Source organism: Kaustia mangrovi (assembly GCF_015482775.1).
Lineage (GTDB): Bacteria > Pseudomonadota > Alphaproteobacteria > Rhizobiales > Im1 > Kaustia > Kaustia mangrovi.
The window spans coordinates 4,425,466-4,440,316 of record NZ_CP058214.1; the positions used below are offsets into that span (position 1 = coordinate 4,425,466).

Genomic DNA, 14,851 nt, shown 5'->3' on the forward strand with positions numbered 1-14,851 from the left:
AAGAGGGCCGGAGCCCTCATTCCTTCATTGCATTGAAAATAGCTGTGAACCCGTAGGCATTGCCGATAATTGGCGTAGCCTGTAGTGCACGGATGTCACTATTCGTATAGCTACCAGTTGCTACGTCCAGCAACGCACCCGGCAGATTCAACACGCGGTTGGCCGTAGGGAGCGCAGCCGGGGTGCTGATTACGTTCTCCTCGATACCTCGTGCATACGAGTTGAAGCGCAGGCTATCCATGCCCAGCATGCCCGCTAGTGGGTCAGTCCACATGGGTATCCAGCCTGCCATGTTTGACAGCCCGAATGCGCCCTTAGCTACCTGCTCAGGAGACAGCCGGTCGGTACGCCCGTTGACAACCTGCTTAACCGAATACGACACGCCAGCCGTTGCCAGTCCGAGCATGAAGCCCTGCATAGCTACTTCATCCGAGATACGCAGATTTCTGTATGCCTGCTTGTTCAAAGCTAGGAGCGGGAACGACTTAAGGTGCATGAAGAGGGCGGCAAGACCGTCCTTGTGGAACAGGTACGAACTTTCTCCCGCCATCGCACGCTGGACAACCTGATACACATGCCGGTTCATACTGAGGGCGAAGTCCTCGGCATCAACCGGGTCCCAGCGGTCCATGTTCATCTTGTGCAGGTGGCCGTCACGAAACTCAACAGTGCCATTATCTACGTACTGCTTGATCCTGTTGAACGTGTCGGTATCTAGGCCGATATCCCTAGCCCGTTCCGGGGTCAGGTCGTTAGCCAGCCCCTTCATGTTCGTCATGATCTTGTCAGCAGCGGAGGTCACTGCAATGCGCTGCTGTGCTTTACGTACGTGATAGAAGCCGGACATGTAGCCCTGTACGCGCTGACCAGTGTTAAGCAGGTGATCAACCTTCTGCATGAACTCAGAGCCGGTAGGACCGAGCCGGTCCATCTCCACGGGCATGTCGTCGCGGAACATCTTCTCCTCCGGGACAAGCACATTCATATGCTTTAGCTCCGTAACGAGAGGACTATCCGGGTTCCGCATGGCTGCCTTGAGACCTTCGTCGGCGTGCCTGAGCCAGCGCTTCCAGCCAACGGCTGCGATCTGGACGCCGGTCTCTGCAATCTGAGTGAGACCAAGCTGATTAAGCAGGGCCAGGTTCGTCAGCTTCTTGATCCGGCTGATCGTCGGGCTCAGACCGCCAGCGATAGGTCCCGCGTCGAAATAGCTGAACACCGCATCGATATCTTCGTCAGTCAGATGCCGGTCACTATCAACGAAGTCCGTTACGGCATCGCCTGTCTTTTGGCTCTGGCCACGAGCCTGCTGCTCCTGCTTGATCGCTTCCTTGATAGCAGTCTGATCCGCTTTGGAGCGGATACCCTTACGAGCGAGGGCCGCTTGTCCAGCAGTTCCGCGCGCACGTCGCTGCACGATGCGGGCAACATCCGTGTCAACGAGGTCCATGATATCTATGCCATTGCTAGCACGGGTTCTAAGATCGATATCAACACGACCTTTAGTATGGCCCTGTTGTCCGCGCTGTTCTACGAGACCAGTCAGCCGGTCGATCAGCTTGTCGATCTCGGACCTACTGTGACCGGAGTTTTCAAGCATCTCCTCAAGGAACGCGCGACCGTCCTGCTGCAAGATACCGATCAGGTTCATATCTGATCCACGATCAGAAGCCATAGATCGGCGCATTACAGCGTCTGCCCATACTTGAGCATCAGATAGCTGTACGCCGTGCTTGGCAACGTAACCTTCTGCGATGGCATCTCTGATTTGTTTACGAGTGTACCGACCAGACTGTATAAGGCGGGCCATCTTCGACCCGCTCCACTTCTGAGAGAAGTACCCGGAGTACGCGTTCAGGTTCTCGTATCCCTTGATGCTGTCTTCTCCGACACGTCCCTTACCGACTTCGATATCAGTGGCAGACCAGCGGTCATGTGCGTCAGCAGCTTCTTTGACAGCGGGATGTACACTCCTCTGAGCGTCAGGTCCGTCGAATGCACGGGCATTAAGCTCACCAACAAGCTCACGGTTGAAGCGCTCGCGGGCCTGAGCCGACCAGATTTGATCCCACTTGCCTATGCCGTTCGACCGTGCCCAAGCGCTGTACGCTTTCTGGTATGCGGGCATAAAGGAGCCGAGCAGTTTCTTCTCGTAGTGCTCCTTGATCATAGCAGCAGAGCGATTGTTCCGTACTATGCCAGCAGAGTTCTCAAGGAGGTCATATGCAAGCTTCTGCGCCACAACGGAGCCGGAGCGCCACATGCGCGAGAAGTCGTCAACAAGCGGGGTAGCGTTCACAGAGTCATGGAACCGGCGTGCAGCATTGGCTGTAGCGTCACCGGCCTTACCTTTGTAGGAAAGCGAGTCGTTCTCAAAGTGATATTCGTCAGACACTCCGCTGCGCTGAAAGAAGTCCTGCGCATCTTGCGCCATCTTTCGGCTAGCACCGTGGTTGATATCCCGGATGCCGCCCTGAGAGGGAAGTTGCTGCGCGCCCACAGTGGAGCCCTCGGGGCGCTCTCCTACACTGTCTGGTATAGTCTGCTCCGGCTCGAATGCCTGTGGCTGACGCCCTTCCTGTGTAACCGCCTGCTCTTGTTGTTCCCGGAACCGGCTACCGTACGGGTCCTCATTCGTGAAGCCCTCCTGCCGGATATCCCGGTTTGCGAGAGGCATACCCTCGTCCATGGTCTCGGTGAACTCTTGTCCAGCCCGGTTAATAGCCTCGTTCGCACTGACCTCCGGGGAGTGTCACCGAGCTTACCGCCCTTGGTCTTAGCCATCATGCCGCCGACCATACCGAAGCCCATTCCCGCTAATCCCGCCAGCGGTATCTCGGTCCAGTCACCGGTTGTCCCGGCCTCGTGGGCAACGGTCGCCATAGCGGTCTGAGAGGCACCGCCAGCGAGCGCGCCGCGAGCGGCCCTACCTGTCCAGCGTGAAGCCTTCGCAGCGGCTGCTGCGCCGCCCGAGAGGAACGCAATAGGGGTATCTAGATCGACCAGTCCGGCAAGACCTTCCGCAACGAATGTGCTGACGCCTCCGCGACGAGCTAGGACGGCCTGATCGTGCATTTCCGACTGCATGTCCGCGAAGATCATCTGGAACTCTTCGGGAGATTGCGCGTACACAAAGTCCTTGATGTACCGCCCCGGTATCTGGTCCCGATGACGGTCTAGGTCGTACTGAGGATCGTACCCGTCTACGGGAGTAGGTGCGTTAGCTTCCCGGTCAAGGCGCTTGTAAATCTGATAGCCATAGTTTCCTCCGCTAGTGAACGAGCGCTCGACACTATCGAAGAAGCCGCCGTCCCGAGCCTCTTGGTCGAGACGAATATCACCCTCAGCGGCATACTGCTCCGCTGTGACCGGCACTAGGCCGGGAACCGTGTTTTCTGCCATATTAACTCCGGTAGGCCAGCCCGTGCGCATACACGGGCTGACTCTGTTCGTTATTCGTTGTCAGGACGAGCTAAGCTGAACACGCTATTCCACATATCATCCCATGCAGAAGGCTCGGTCTTATCGTCGTAGTACTCCTGTCCGATAGCCTTGACATCAAGATGCCGTGGCATGCCGAGAAGTTCGCCAGTCTCATGATCTTTGTAAAGATCTACTGTAAGAATACCCGTATCTTGGTTGTATGACATATAGACGGGCGCGTCTCTGCGAACAGTCGCGTCAGGACTGAAATTCAGGGCGGCACGACCCGCGAAGTCAAGCCAGCCCTCCTTATGATTGTCGAACTCGTCAGGCCAAATATCAGCACCGTACTTCGTAATGAAGTCTGTAATTGCTTCGTCGGGAGCATCTGAACCGAACTGGCCGATACCCATATCTTCCGCTAACGAACCGCTAGACGTGACGAGCACATTGCCTGCTACAACTGTTGCATTATTCTCAAGGTCGTCCAGCGCGAGGTTCAAGCTTACCTTCGCGTCCATGTTCGGGTTCTGTAGGTGGTACGCCTCGGCCCGGTTCTGGACGTAGGTCATGGCCCGGCCCTTCTGCCGTTCCATCTGTGCGACCTCGGTGTCCGGCGTATCAATGCCGAAGACGTACTGCCACCACGGGGTGTCGTCTTTACCGGACAGGATACTGTTTACACCCTTATCTAGCTTCCTCCGCCACACAACGTCCTTGGAGAGCCGGTCGTCTGGATCACGAAGCTCATCGTTCATGATCTCATGCGCCTTGCGCAGAGCCTCCCCGCCGGTCATGTTCCCGCTGTCTAGGATGTATGCCGTCTCAAGAAGACCGCGCACGTAGTCATCCCCGACCGTCTTGGACAGGTAGCCTTTAGTGATCTCAGGTGTGTTCCGCAGGATTTGCCACGTATCGTAAGCCTGTAGTGCATCCTCGGTTAGGCTACCGTCTTTCGTAAGGATATTCCCTGTAAGCGATCCTACAAGCTGAGATTGTGTCTGTTCGTCAACAACTTGGTGGTTCTGTAGCTCTTTGAACGTATCACGAAGTGCACCGGCAATGGCTTCGCTCTTTTCAACCTCGCCGGACTCCTGCTTTTCACGCCAAGCGTTCATGTGCTTGGTCTTGATTGCATGAACGCCGTACTGCTTCTTGGAGACGCTATCCTTCTGACCCGCATTGTTGACGGTATCGATAGAGCCGCTAAGTGTATTCAGCCCATAGCCGCGCGATATTGCAGCATCGACATCGCCCTTAGCCTTCTCGTTAGCACGATGCTTCTTGTAGGCTTTCTCAGCGTCTCTCCGCAGCGCATCCTGCCTCTGCTGATCGATGCTGTGTATCCTACCGATAAGGTTATTCGTTTCCTTCTCGGTAGCCCCGTACCGGCTGGCAATATCCTTGGCCTGCTCCGCAGCATCCTCGAACCCAAGATCGCCCGTCTTGATCTGCTGATATAGTCCGCCGATCTCGGTCAGGTAATCGACGTTACCATCTAGGTTGCTATCCGATCCGGCTATGCGGGCCTTGTTTGCGGCATTACGAGCGAGGCTCTGTGCCTCGTTGTCGTCAAGCTTGCCCTGCTCGACTTTCTGTTCGATCTCAACCCGGAGTGCATCGATGTCCTCGCCATTACTGGCACGCTCGATAAGGTCTGCTCGCCAAGCCTCGAAAGCGCTGTCATACTGATCAAGCTGCTTCTTCTGGTATGCAGCCTCAGCGCGACGAACCTTGTTGATCTCCTTGGGGGAGGCTCCAAGCCGGATCAGGGCGGATACCCCGCCTGCATCTCGAAACAGGGTATCGTCACCGGCAGCAAGGTCCGAAGCCATAGCGCTAGAAAGCGCTGTAGCCTTGTCGCTGTCATTCAGGTTGCTAGTGCCGAACACATACTCTTGAAGCTCGTTAGCCGCCCCGGTTTCCTTGACGCCGGTGACGGATACGCCTTCGTCCTGCGCCACGGTATTCAGGTCATTGACGCCTTCGGGAAGCTCAATCAGCTTCCGGGTAGACTTCGGCAGTCTCGCCTTGCCTGCGAAGATATGCCCACCGATCTTGGTAACGCCGCCGCCTCGGGCACTCTCGGAACGGAGCCAGTTCGGAAGGCGGTTAGTCTGTGCCCCGCTACCGACAAGGGCCTCCATCCCACGCGGGCTGTAGTAGTGCGTAGCTCCGCCTGTAGGATCAACATGACGACCGGACATAACCGCGTCGTAAACCTTACCGGCCTTTTCATACATTGCGGAGCCAGGGCCGTACTTATAGACGAGCCCGTTGCCCCCAGCGCCGGAGTTCCATGCGCTGAACTGCTTATCCTGTAATGCCACACCGGCGATGCTCTTGGGCCACCTACCGTCTACAGCCCTGTTCCGCAGAACGTGGGCAACCGCAGACATACCGGTAGAACCCTGATTGGCAGCCTCACCTAGAATAGTGCGGATACCGATATCGCGGTCGCGCTTGGTGCTCTGCATCACAGGGAGGACTGGTTTAGGCGCTAGCTTTAGCGGGCCGTTCTCGTCCACCACGGATTTAACAGGGCTAGTCTGCGACAGCGAGCGTAGCGTCTCTCCGAACTGGTTGATGCGCTGTTCGCGCTCATACTCGTTGTTCTTTACGAACTGAGATTTTACCAGTGCAGGCGCATGCTGCTCGAACGCAGCAACAGCAATCTTCTTCGCGTACGGGTCTTCAATTGTGTCAAGGTATGCAGCCCGCTTGGACGCGACGTATCCCTGATACTCGTCCGGTGACATTCGGCTATTGGCTGCGTCGATATCCGCAGCCTCCTGCATGTACCACCTGTTCACATCATCCTGTACTTTAAGCTGTAGAAAACCCTGATGCGTGAACCTGTTCCCGTTCTTGAGAAGATCGGCCTCTGTCTTACCGGACATGTAGGCCAGCTTGCCCTCAGCGATCCAGTCGTCCTTTTTATCCTCTACGTAATTCGAGAATGTACTCTGTAGGGTATCGAAGGCCGACGACATCTGAGCGGCTGTCGATCCGGCTCCACTCGTACTACCGGGGCGCGGTGCCCTTACGCCAGAAAGCGAGAGGGACCGCTCCGGGGAGACCTCCCGGCCAGACACGGCCAGCGGGTCTTTGACGACTTCTCGCCGTCCGTCATTCTGTGCCATGGGTATCCTTAAGTTGTATAGTTACTGTAGATATCGAACGCCTCTGCACCGAAGCCGAGCAGGGATGAAACCGGGCTGGGCTCCGGGATGATCGAATAGTCGATCTGCTGGGCAGCTTGGAATGCACTCGTCATACGCTGATGGTCGAATGCAGCGAACTGCGCCTCTAGGTCAGCCTTGCGGCGGGCCTGTGCATGTGCCGCGTTGCTCTCGATCTGGAAGAGCGTCTGGTTTACAGACCGACCCTCCGTCTGAATGGCAGCGGCGGCAACCTCGGCAGCGGCTTTCGTAACGTACTCGCTGCGCTCGATCTGGAAGCCTTGCTCCGTGCTCCGCTCGATAGCGAGGTTTCTATTCGTAGTGATCGCATTCTGGTTTTGGGCATCCGCAAGGCGGACCATGGCATTATTGTACTTCTGCCATGCCCGCTTTGCTTCCGCCTCCTGCTGACCAGCGATGAACGATGCACCGTGTTTGAACAGGTTCAGTCCCTGCTCGAAGGCCATATGTGCCCACATACTACGCTCCGGTGCTAATCCTACGTCCACGCTTGGTGTAGTGTCCGACCCACTCGATATCGAGCATCGTCATGGGAAGGTGACTGTTCGTGAAGAACTCTACAGAAGCGTGTTTGACGTTCTGCCTGAATGGCATTTTGAAGATGTCGTCAGATAGCGGCTGCTCTCCAACAATATTGTTGATGGCTCCGACGATACGACCGTCGAAAGACACTACAGGACCGTCTCCGTACTTTGACACGACCTGTCCAGAGATGTGCCCGGTATCCGACAGAGACACGAGAAGCGACTTGAGCTTGAGCTTACCTGTCGCAATCACGACGCCATCCTTGTCCTTTACAGCGGGCATGGTGGGCCTGTATCGAGATGCGAACCTAGTCCCTACCACAACATCACCGCCGAGCATGCTCTTGCTCAGAGTTACTACGTACGTACCTAGTCCGCTATCGTAATCAATGCTCTTGATCGGGACGGTAAGTCCGGGGTTAGGGCAATCCGATCCCTGAACGACAACTAGGTCGCTGCCGCTCATATAGTCGTACGGAAGCTGGAATGCGTCATACATATCGAATACGTCGAAACGATCATCCAGATATATAGGATATCCAACGCCAGTCTCGTCGTGCAAATCAAGAGAAAGGCGTGTAAGATAATAAGTATCTCCGTCTTTCTGTACGATGTACACGAACTCATCATCAAAGAAATGGTATACAGCCTCGTTCGGCAGCGTCCAGTGATGCCATGCAGACTGCACCTTCTCCTTGTCGGCCCAAATGAACTGGTACACATACAATTTGTGTAGATCGCCATCTGAAGTAACAAGCAGCGTCTCATAATTAGATGACGTACTCATATGAACAACGTGACCGTCTATGTAGTTCTTGACGTGTGACGTGATCGGTCGGCTGTCGTTGATCTCGGATGCGCCTTCCGCGAAGAACTCACGTATACCGGTATACTTGCCAAAGTCCGTAGCAAAGTACACATTAGCGCCCGCTACAACGGGCTGTGCATTCATGTTAGCCTCGAATGAGCTTGTAAGAGAAAGCGCGGCATTGGCCGGTGTAGCCGCTGTACGACCCGGCATAAGGAACTGACCCTTGCTAGAGAACATGACCAAATCCTTATTGTACTCTACAATATTCTCTATGGTGCTATTCTCCACCTTCGACTTAATGTCGATAGGATCGGTATCAGCCTGAGCCGATATCGACCCAAAGAAGAAATTTGTCAGTTTATCCGTACGAGAGGCGATAAAGCTGGACCCGGCCACAAACGCCAGCCGCCCCTGAAACCCGCCCACGTCTCGGATTGTTCTGTCGATGAAGCTGGGGTCCGGGTTAGATGTAGTGGTCCCGGCCTCCCTCTGCGCCCACTCCTCTTGTCGGAAAGTGAACTCACCGGTGTTCTGGTCGTACACCAGTACATGGGGCATCGTTGTCGGATCGATTGTCGTGGGCGTATCCGGGGCAACGCATTCCTGCCAGTATCCCGCCTGCCCAAGTAGGTTCAGGTCAGGTGTTTCATTATCCTCTTCGCCCTCTACGACGAACTTGAAGAAGACATCCTCATCCGGGTCGGTATGTTCCGCGATCCGCATGATGTACAAGTGCGGGGCCAGTCGAGGAAGGTCCCCGGTTTCTGGTACCGTATTAGTACTCACCTTGAGATTGATATTGCCCTGATCGTCCGATCCGGTAAGTGTAAAATCTTCATTAGGGTTGTACACGACAACAACGTCTTCTTTCCGTAAGACTACGTAGTCCGTGCTGCCCGGATTGAGGCTATCATTAAGCTTGTTCTCTAGCTTGCTGGCAATGTATGTGGTACGCAGATTATCGACTTCACTGGCCGAGTCACCATTCGGCGTTTGATACGTAGCAATATCAACACCGTCTTTTCGGATGGTGTACTTCCGGCTGTAAGCGCCACCAAGAACCTGAATGATTCCAATACCCTCGGTTCCAGTACCAAGGTAGTTTTTTGTGTCAGGGAGCATACCTGTGACCACACCTGTATTGACAACATACGTCTCGTCGTCATCCGTGGTTGTGGTTCTGATATTCCCGTCTACATTCAGGTAATCTTGCGCAGTACCCTCGTAGGTGACGGTCTGCGGCACACCGTTCAGATCGAATACCTCGACTTCGTTGTCGTGGAAGAACGCAAGGAATTTACGTCCGTCCTGCGTCTCAAAATCCTGCCATCCGCGTACCGCTGTTGATGTCCCGAGCAGGCCCACAAGGTCCGTAGGGGAGCGCCTTGTGAGGCCAGTGACCGGATCGCTGCTCATGTTCTCTTGCAGCGTCCCTTGTCCCGGAAGCCGGTCACGGGGTGGCTGTTGGGAGATGCCCTGTAGTAATGACTTTAGGCTGCCATCGACCTTCACCTGGCCCTCCCTCCAATGAGGTTCGGGTTCAAGGACGACCCACCCACACCGGCCCGGAGGCGCCGTGCCTGCGGGCTGTCCAGCGCGTTCACCGCGAGGTACTGCATTTCAGCCGAGTATAGGGACTGCCATGCTCTAGCGGCAGCGCTCTCTAGCTTGTTCGTCTTGAACTGGTCCCCGTCATCGTCGATATACATCTCGTACGCGCACTTGCGCATTAGATAGTTGCCGGCAAGCGCGGGTAGATCATCGATAGACAGCAGTGTAACTGTATCAGCGACAATGGAGCATCCAATATCATATGTATGTGCGATAGTATCGTAAACGCGATAACCGCGCTTGACGTATCGCTTCTTCTCCGCAGGCGACTTGTGTGCGACAGAGCTTATCTTGAAGCCGATGGTCGAGGCAGGTACGACGACCTCTCCACGATTATCTGGAACGAGCGTAAGTGCATGTTCCCGGTTGAACCACCATCCGCGCCCCTGTAGATCAAGGTTCTCGGTGTCGATAATTCCGTTGGCTGTCTGAACAGACGGATGCGTACTATCCTCGTTGCTGACGCCGCCCTCACCGACAACGGAAAGCATATGTCGAATAATATTAAGACGGTTCACCGTAATATCTCCAAGTATGCAAAAAGCCCGCCCTCGTAATTGAGAGCGGGCTGTATTCAGCGTTCGCTGGGTAGTCCGATGTTACGGTGCCCTGTACTTAAACACAGCGCCGCACACGTCAGGACGGTTCACCGTCACGCCGAAGGCGAGGAAGCTGTCAATGAACCACTGCTTCTCTTCGCGGTTGAACCAGATATCGCTAGTGAGCGGGATGGTCTCACCGGCCATCAGCGACTTCGGATGCAGGATGACCGCAACAGCGCCCGCCTGATCGGCGGTAACGTCATATGCATTGCTGTTCTGCGCGTTCGACAGGTAGTGGCCCGTGATCGCATTGCGCGGGATACGCGCCGTCTTGACGATACGAGCGCCCTTGATCGACCAGATGATACCCTTCGCGAAGTCACCATTGCCGTTGGAATACTCCGAACGGATCAGCTTGTCGTTCTCAAGGAGAATGTCGAACTCGGTCGGACGGACGAAGACAACCAGTTCCTCGACCGGGATCTCATCCTCTTCCATATCGACAATAATGTCCGCAATACCACGGTACAGCTTGTCGGGATCGCTCTCGTCGCCAGCGGCGGCAAGGATGACGTTCTTGCCGGGGCCGATGGACTGCTTAGAGGGCGTGCCTGCGCCGAGCACCGGGGCAGGGGCCTCGGAGCCCTTGATGCCCATGATGATGAACGACTGATCGAAGAAGTACCCGATCTCCTTGCCGTGATCCTGAGCGAGCTCCATGCGCGCATCGAAGTGCGTCTGTAGCTCATTCAGCATGGACCGGTTATCGCGGGCAAGGACGACCGTATCGACGGTCAGCGAGACCTTACCGAACGGGGTGTTCTCAGCCTCGGGACGGACACCCGGCGTAAGGGCCTTGAGAGTCGTGCGGCCAACACGGTTATTCGTAATGGTATCCGTACCACGGACGGGACGGATGCGAGCGTACTGGCGCATGATCGAGGTCTTCTTAAACTGGCTCTCGACCTCTCCACCGTACTGCTCAAGCAGAAGTTCCGGCCCGACCTCAGAAAGGTGCGAGCTATCGGTAGGAAGTGACATTAATACTCCTGTTAGAAATGTATGGGCTGAGCCCGCTATTATCCTAATAAGCGGGACAACGGGACTCAGCTTGTCTAGTACTTAAATTCCAGCCTTCTTTCCGGCCAGTCTACGCTTGTCAAGCGCATTGATTTCAGCCCGGCTCGCACCACGATCATGAGCCTTCTTAAGCTCATCGATGTAGTCCGCTCTGGTCAGCGCCTGTCCTTCGGACGCGCTCAGCGCATCGCCAGTGGTAAGGTCTTGAGACGTACCCAAGCCCTTAGTGCTAGAGTCTGCACTGTACATGCGCAGAAGCTCGCGTCCGGCGCTCTCGGCATAGATACCGCCTTTGTCGAGCATTTCGCGGACCTGATCCAGACGGTGCTTGAATGCGGGATCGGACCTCTCTTTGCCCTGAGCCCAAGTGCGAACTGTATTCCAGTTTTGTTCGCCGCCCATGACTTCGTAGACAGCCTTAACCGTGGCCTCGTTCTGCACTCTCTGGTTATTGGAGTACGTAGTCACGCCGGTCATAACCAGAGTGGCCGCATCCTTGCCGACCTTTGCCTCAAGGGCAGCTACGTCCACGTCCGAGATGTCTCCGCTCTCAAGGGCCTTGGCGAACATCGCGTTCGCCTCGGTCGGCGTTACACCCTTCTCTTTGAGAAGATTGATAGCGGCCTGCCCAGCCGGGTCATCAAGTTCAATGTACTCTTTGACCTCAACCGGTGCGTCATTGTCCGTAGACCTGTCGTCGGACGGCGTATCCCCACCGGTATCCTTGTCGTTCTCACCGGCGTCCTTGCCAGTGTCTTTACCGGTACCCTTATCGCCGTCCTCGTCCTTGGGCGGGTCCGCCTTCTTCGGAGGCTCGTTGCTTGCGGCGGGCGCATTCGGAGCGCCGTCGAGGCCCTGCCCATCGGAAAGATGCTCCTTGTCCGCACCCTGCTTCTCAGGGGCGGTTTCCTTATCCTTGCCAGTAGCCTCGGGGGCTTCCTGCGTCATACGTTAGTTCTCCTGTTGTACAGCAGCCTTGCCTGCTTCCGCAGCAACGGTGCCCGCAGCTTTCTGCTGTTCAAGCTGGTTCTGTCTCTGCATTTCCTGTTCCTGCTGCTGTTGCATTTCAGCCTGCGTATACAGGAACTGCGTGTAGTCCACCTGCCGAGCCTTACCAACTACAGCGGCGTACTTGATCGGATTGATCGCCCTTCGGAAGTCCTCGGGAATACCGTCGAGAAGTGCCATATCCCCGATGAACATACGTAGATTGTCAAGCTCTCCCATACGGGACAGGCTATCCATGCCCGTAATGATCTGTAGCTTGATCCCGAATTGCTCGAATGGGAACTTCGTATGATCGAGGATGATGCGTGCCGTAGGCACCTGCCACTGGTTTGCAAGACGGGAATACACGCCTCCATTAGACGTATCGAGTTCCTGAGCCTGCATGCGGATTTCCTCCGCAGTGACACGTTCTGCATCACGAGTGACAGCCGAGTTGAGCAGGAAGCCTTGCGCAATCTGCTTCTCGTACCTGTCGATCATGCTCGCTATGAACTGTGCATCCGCCTGCTTGTTAAGCTGGGCAGTACCTACGTCCTCCGCTTTACCGGAATGATAGGAGCCCGCCTCGCTCTCGTTCAGGGCCTGTACGTCGATCACGGAAGCCGGGTTCACGAAGAACTTAATGTCCCCCATGATCGCGGCCATGTTGAGCAGCGCGCCGTTAAGAATCTCAAGCGCATGGAATGCACCCGCGTAGTCTTCAACGAGCCCGCGTCCGTAATCCTCTCCGTTCACTAGGTTCCACGTCAGCGGGACCCAAGGCAGTGTCTCACGCGGCCACGTCATATCCGGCTTAGAGATATCGACAAGATCGGCAGCCTGCTTGACCTCGAACTTACCGTCCTCGTTCAGCTTGATCTGCGTGTAGATGCACACATCAGTACGATCCTCGTAAGGAGTGTCGTTGTTGCGCGTTTCCCGCAGCTTGATCTGAACGGGTACAGAGAAGGTCTCGAACGCCTTGCTTTCCTTGATCACGATCTCAATGACGTTCCCGCTAATATCTCTAACCACGCAGTAGTTGCGTAGGCTGTAGACCTGTACGGGTTTGCCCTTGGGATGATAGATCAGGGCATTGCCTGTGATCAGAAGCAGCTTGGCCGCGTTGATTGCAGATGGCCTGTAGGACACCATGTCGAGATATTCGACACCCTCCTGCTCAGCGTCTGCGAGCGCGCCGTCAAGCTCAGCCCGAAGCCGGCCTACATCGGCCCTGTTCGGGTCTTGGGACATCGCCCCGATCTGCTTTTCCTGATCCTTCCCGATATGGAGACGGAAGAATGCACCCTGCGGCCTGAACAGCGTCGTGATGACCCTGTTAGCCATATGGTTCACACCGCGCGCCCCAAGGCTGTCTACAGTCTTAGGAAGCTCGGTCTGGTCGTTCTGATTGTCCTCTGGAAAGACGTGCGGCAGAGTCCACTTCGCGTACTGCTCGGCTCTTGTCAGTAGCGAGGATTTCTCGTTATGAAGGGTATCCCATCTGTGCGCTAAGGTCCCTTCCGGGAACTTGGTTTTCGTACTGGTGTCCATCCGGCCTCGCGTCAGATTTGCAGGCCGGGGACGCCCTTACGACGCCGCCGTGTTCTGGTGGAGATCCCCGAAGCATCCAGCGGGGTAGCTTCGGTTTCCTCTTCGCTATCGGGGTTATCTTCCCGAACAACCGCGTTGCTGTCTCTAGGACCGGCCACCGGCTGCGGGGCCAGCATGCTCGGCTGCTTGGGCTTCTTGACGCACATCAGATAACCAGCCCGCCGCGTCCAGTCCCGCCAAGAGACTTCCCGCGCTTGCGCTTCTCCGTGAAGCCTACGAACTCGGTCGGGTCTTTGCCGTCGTCCTGCTTGTCCTTGTTTCCTACCTTGATCTTCGCGCCGGGCGACCGGGCATCAGGAGCAGGTGGGGCGGGCAGCTTCGGCTTAGGCGGCTTTTCGCTGCCACCAAACAGGCTCTGAGCTACCCCGAGTGCGCCGCCAATAAGCGACATTGCATCACACAATATATTACATCCTTTTACGTAATCCTCCTCCGTGCCGCTCGTATCCAAGCCGCTCGTAGAGGGAGATGGTCTTCTCCTCCTTGATCCCTGTAGATGTTCCAACGTACAGCGTATGCGCACCGAAGTTGCCAACCATGCGCTCAAAGCTCTTTATCAGCCGTACAGCGAGCGGTCCTCCCCGATATTCAGGACGGACATAAAGAAGCTGCTCGTACGCATTAAGGACTGTGCTGTACCATTGCGGTGTAATGAGACCGAACATAAAGCCGCGTTCCTGTTCATCAATAAGGCCGACGAATGCCGGGCTTTTTATCAGGTTAAAAAGCTGTTCGGTGACGTACTCGAAATCCGACGCAATGTCGCCGTACTCCGGGCTCTCATCCCGCAGGATCAGGAGCATGTCAATTATTGAAGAAATGTCGTCAGTCGTAATAACCCGCAAGCTCATGAGCCGTACCTGACCTTGGCGCCCGTAGGCGCGGCATGGTACGTTTTCTGCTCGATGTGGGCCTTATTCTTAATCCACTCCACGACCTTGTGCTGCGCTGCCGCCCATACCAGATCGTCCCGGTCGAAACCGGGTTCTACTGACGGTGCAGGGAAGGTGTGCTCAAGCTGGGTAATGAACTCGGCAGATACTGGAGGAAGGTTGA

At 55.7% G+C, this 14,851-nt stretch carries 11 protein-coding genes; all 11 read right to left on the minus strand.

Annotation, left to right across the window (positions count from 1 at the left end; all coding sequences use genetic code 11):
• Positions 1 to 16: 16 nt before the first annotated feature.
• The 11 genes from HW532_RS20890 to HW532_RS20940 all read right to left on the minus strand — a co-directional run bounded on the left by HW532_RS20890 (position 17) and on the right by HW532_RS20940 (position 14,598).
• The gene (locus HW532_RS20890; RefSeq protein ID WP_213162302.1) at positions 17 to 2,500 is read right to left on the minus strand and encodes a hypothetical protein; all 2,484 of its coding nucleotides are present in this window, start codon (positions 2,498 to 2,500) and stop codon (positions 17 to 19) included.
• Between the two features lie 23 nt (positions 2,501 to 2,523).
• Positions 2,524 to 3,402, minus strand: coding sequence for a hypothetical protein (locus HW532_RS20895; RefSeq protein ID WP_213162303.1), 879 nt, complete (start codon positions 3,400 to 3,402; stop codon positions 2,524 to 2,526).
• Positions 3,403 to 3,452: 50 nt separating this feature from the next.
• Complete coding sequence (locus HW532_RS20900; RefSeq protein WP_213162304.1) at positions 3,453 to 6,566, minus strand: cell wall hydrolase; 3,114 nt, start codon at positions 6,564 to 6,566, stop codon at positions 3,453 to 3,455.
• 8 nt (positions 6,567 to 6,574) lie between these two features.
• Positions 6,575 to 7,072 (minus strand): virion core protein, T7 gp14 family, encoded by a 498-nt coding sequence (locus HW532_RS20905; protein ID WP_213162305.1) that lies wholly within the window; start codon positions 7,070 to 7,072, stop codon positions 6,575 to 6,577.
• A 13-nt stretch (positions 7,073 to 7,085) separates the two neighbouring features.
• On the minus strand, positions 7,086 to 9,473 hold the full coding sequence (locus tag HW532_RS20910; RefSeq protein WP_484496867.1) for a phage nozzle protein: 2,388 nt from the start codon (positions 9,471 to 9,473) through the stop codon (positions 7,086 to 7,088).
• The gene (locus tag HW532_RS20915) at positions 9,470 to 10,090 is read right to left on the minus strand and encodes a hypothetical protein (protein ID WP_213162307.1); all 621 of its coding nucleotides are present in this window, start codon (positions 10,088 to 10,090) and stop codon (positions 9,470 to 9,472) included. The genes HW532_RS20910 and HW532_RS20915 overlap by 4 nt, the downstream gene beginning before the upstream one ends.
• 81 nt (positions 10,091 to 10,171) lie before the next feature.
• Positions 10,172 to 11,155: a hypothetical protein gene (locus HW532_RS20920; protein ID WP_213162308.1), complete on the minus strand. Its 984-nt coding sequence runs from the start codon at positions 11,153 to 11,155 to the stop codon at positions 10,172 to 10,174.
• An 81-nt stretch (positions 11,156 to 11,236) separates the two neighbouring features.
• Positions 11,237 to 12,142: a hypothetical protein gene (locus HW532_RS20925; protein ID WP_213162309.1), complete on the minus strand. Its 906-nt coding sequence runs from the start codon at positions 12,140 to 12,142 to the stop codon at positions 11,237 to 11,239.
• 3 nt (positions 12,143 to 12,145) lie between these two features.
• Entirely contained in the window at positions 12,146 to 13,735 is a 1,590-nt protein-coding gene (locus HW532_RS20930; protein ID WP_213162310.1) for a portal protein, read from the minus strand.
• A 205-nt stretch (positions 13,736 to 13,940) separates the two neighbouring features.
• Positions 13,941 to 14,186, minus strand: a complete 246-nt coding sequence (locus HW532_RS20935; protein WP_213162311.1) for a hypothetical protein — start codon at positions 14,184 to 14,186, stop codon at positions 13,941 to 13,943.
• Positions 14,187 to 14,202: 16 nt separating this feature from the next.
• Positions 14,203 to 14,598 carry a GNAT family N-acetyltransferase gene (locus HW532_RS20940; RefSeq protein ID WP_213162312.1) on the minus strand — a complete coding sequence of 132 codons (396 nt, stop codon included), beginning with the start codon at positions 14,596 to 14,598 and terminating at the stop codon, positions 14,203 to 14,205.
• Between the last annotated feature and the right edge of the window lie 253 nt (positions 14,599 to 14,851).

What these genes read in the sequence shown, in the direction of transcription:
- HW532_RS20895 (WP_213162303.1), bottom strand. Translation starts at nt 3,402, where the DNA reads ATGGCAGAAAACACGGTTCCCGGCCTAGTGCCGGTCACAGCGGAGCAG.
- HW532_RS20900 (WP_213162304.1), bottom strand. Translation starts at nt 6,566, where the DNA reads ATGGCACAGAATGACGGACGGCGAGAAGTCGTCAAAGACCCGCTGGCC.
- HW532_RS20905 (WP_213162305.1), bottom strand. Translation starts at nt 7,072, where the DNA reads ATGGCCTTCGAGCAGGGACTGAACCTGTTCAAACACGGTGCATCGTTC.
- HW532_RS20920 (WP_213162308.1), bottom strand. Translation starts at nt 11,155, where the DNA reads ATGTCACTTCCTACCGATAGCTCGCACCTTTCTGAGGTCGGGCCGGAA.
- HW532_RS20925 (WP_213162309.1), bottom strand. Translation starts at nt 12,142, where the DNA reads ATGACGCAGGAAGCCCCCGAGGCTACTGGCAAGGATAAGGAAACCGCC.
- HW532_RS20930 (WP_213162310.1), bottom strand. Translation starts at nt 13,735, where the DNA reads ATGGACACCAGTACGAAAACCAAGTTCCCGGAAGGGACCTTAGCGCAC.
- HW532_RS20935 (WP_213162311.1), bottom strand. Translation starts at nt 14,186, where the DNA reads ATGTCGCTTATTGGCGGCGCACTCGGGGTAGCTCAGAGCCTGTTTGGT.
- HW532_RS20940 (WP_213162312.1), bottom strand. Translation starts at nt 14,598, where the DNA reads ATGCTCCTGATCCTGCGGGATGAGAGCCCGGAGTACGGCGACATTGCG.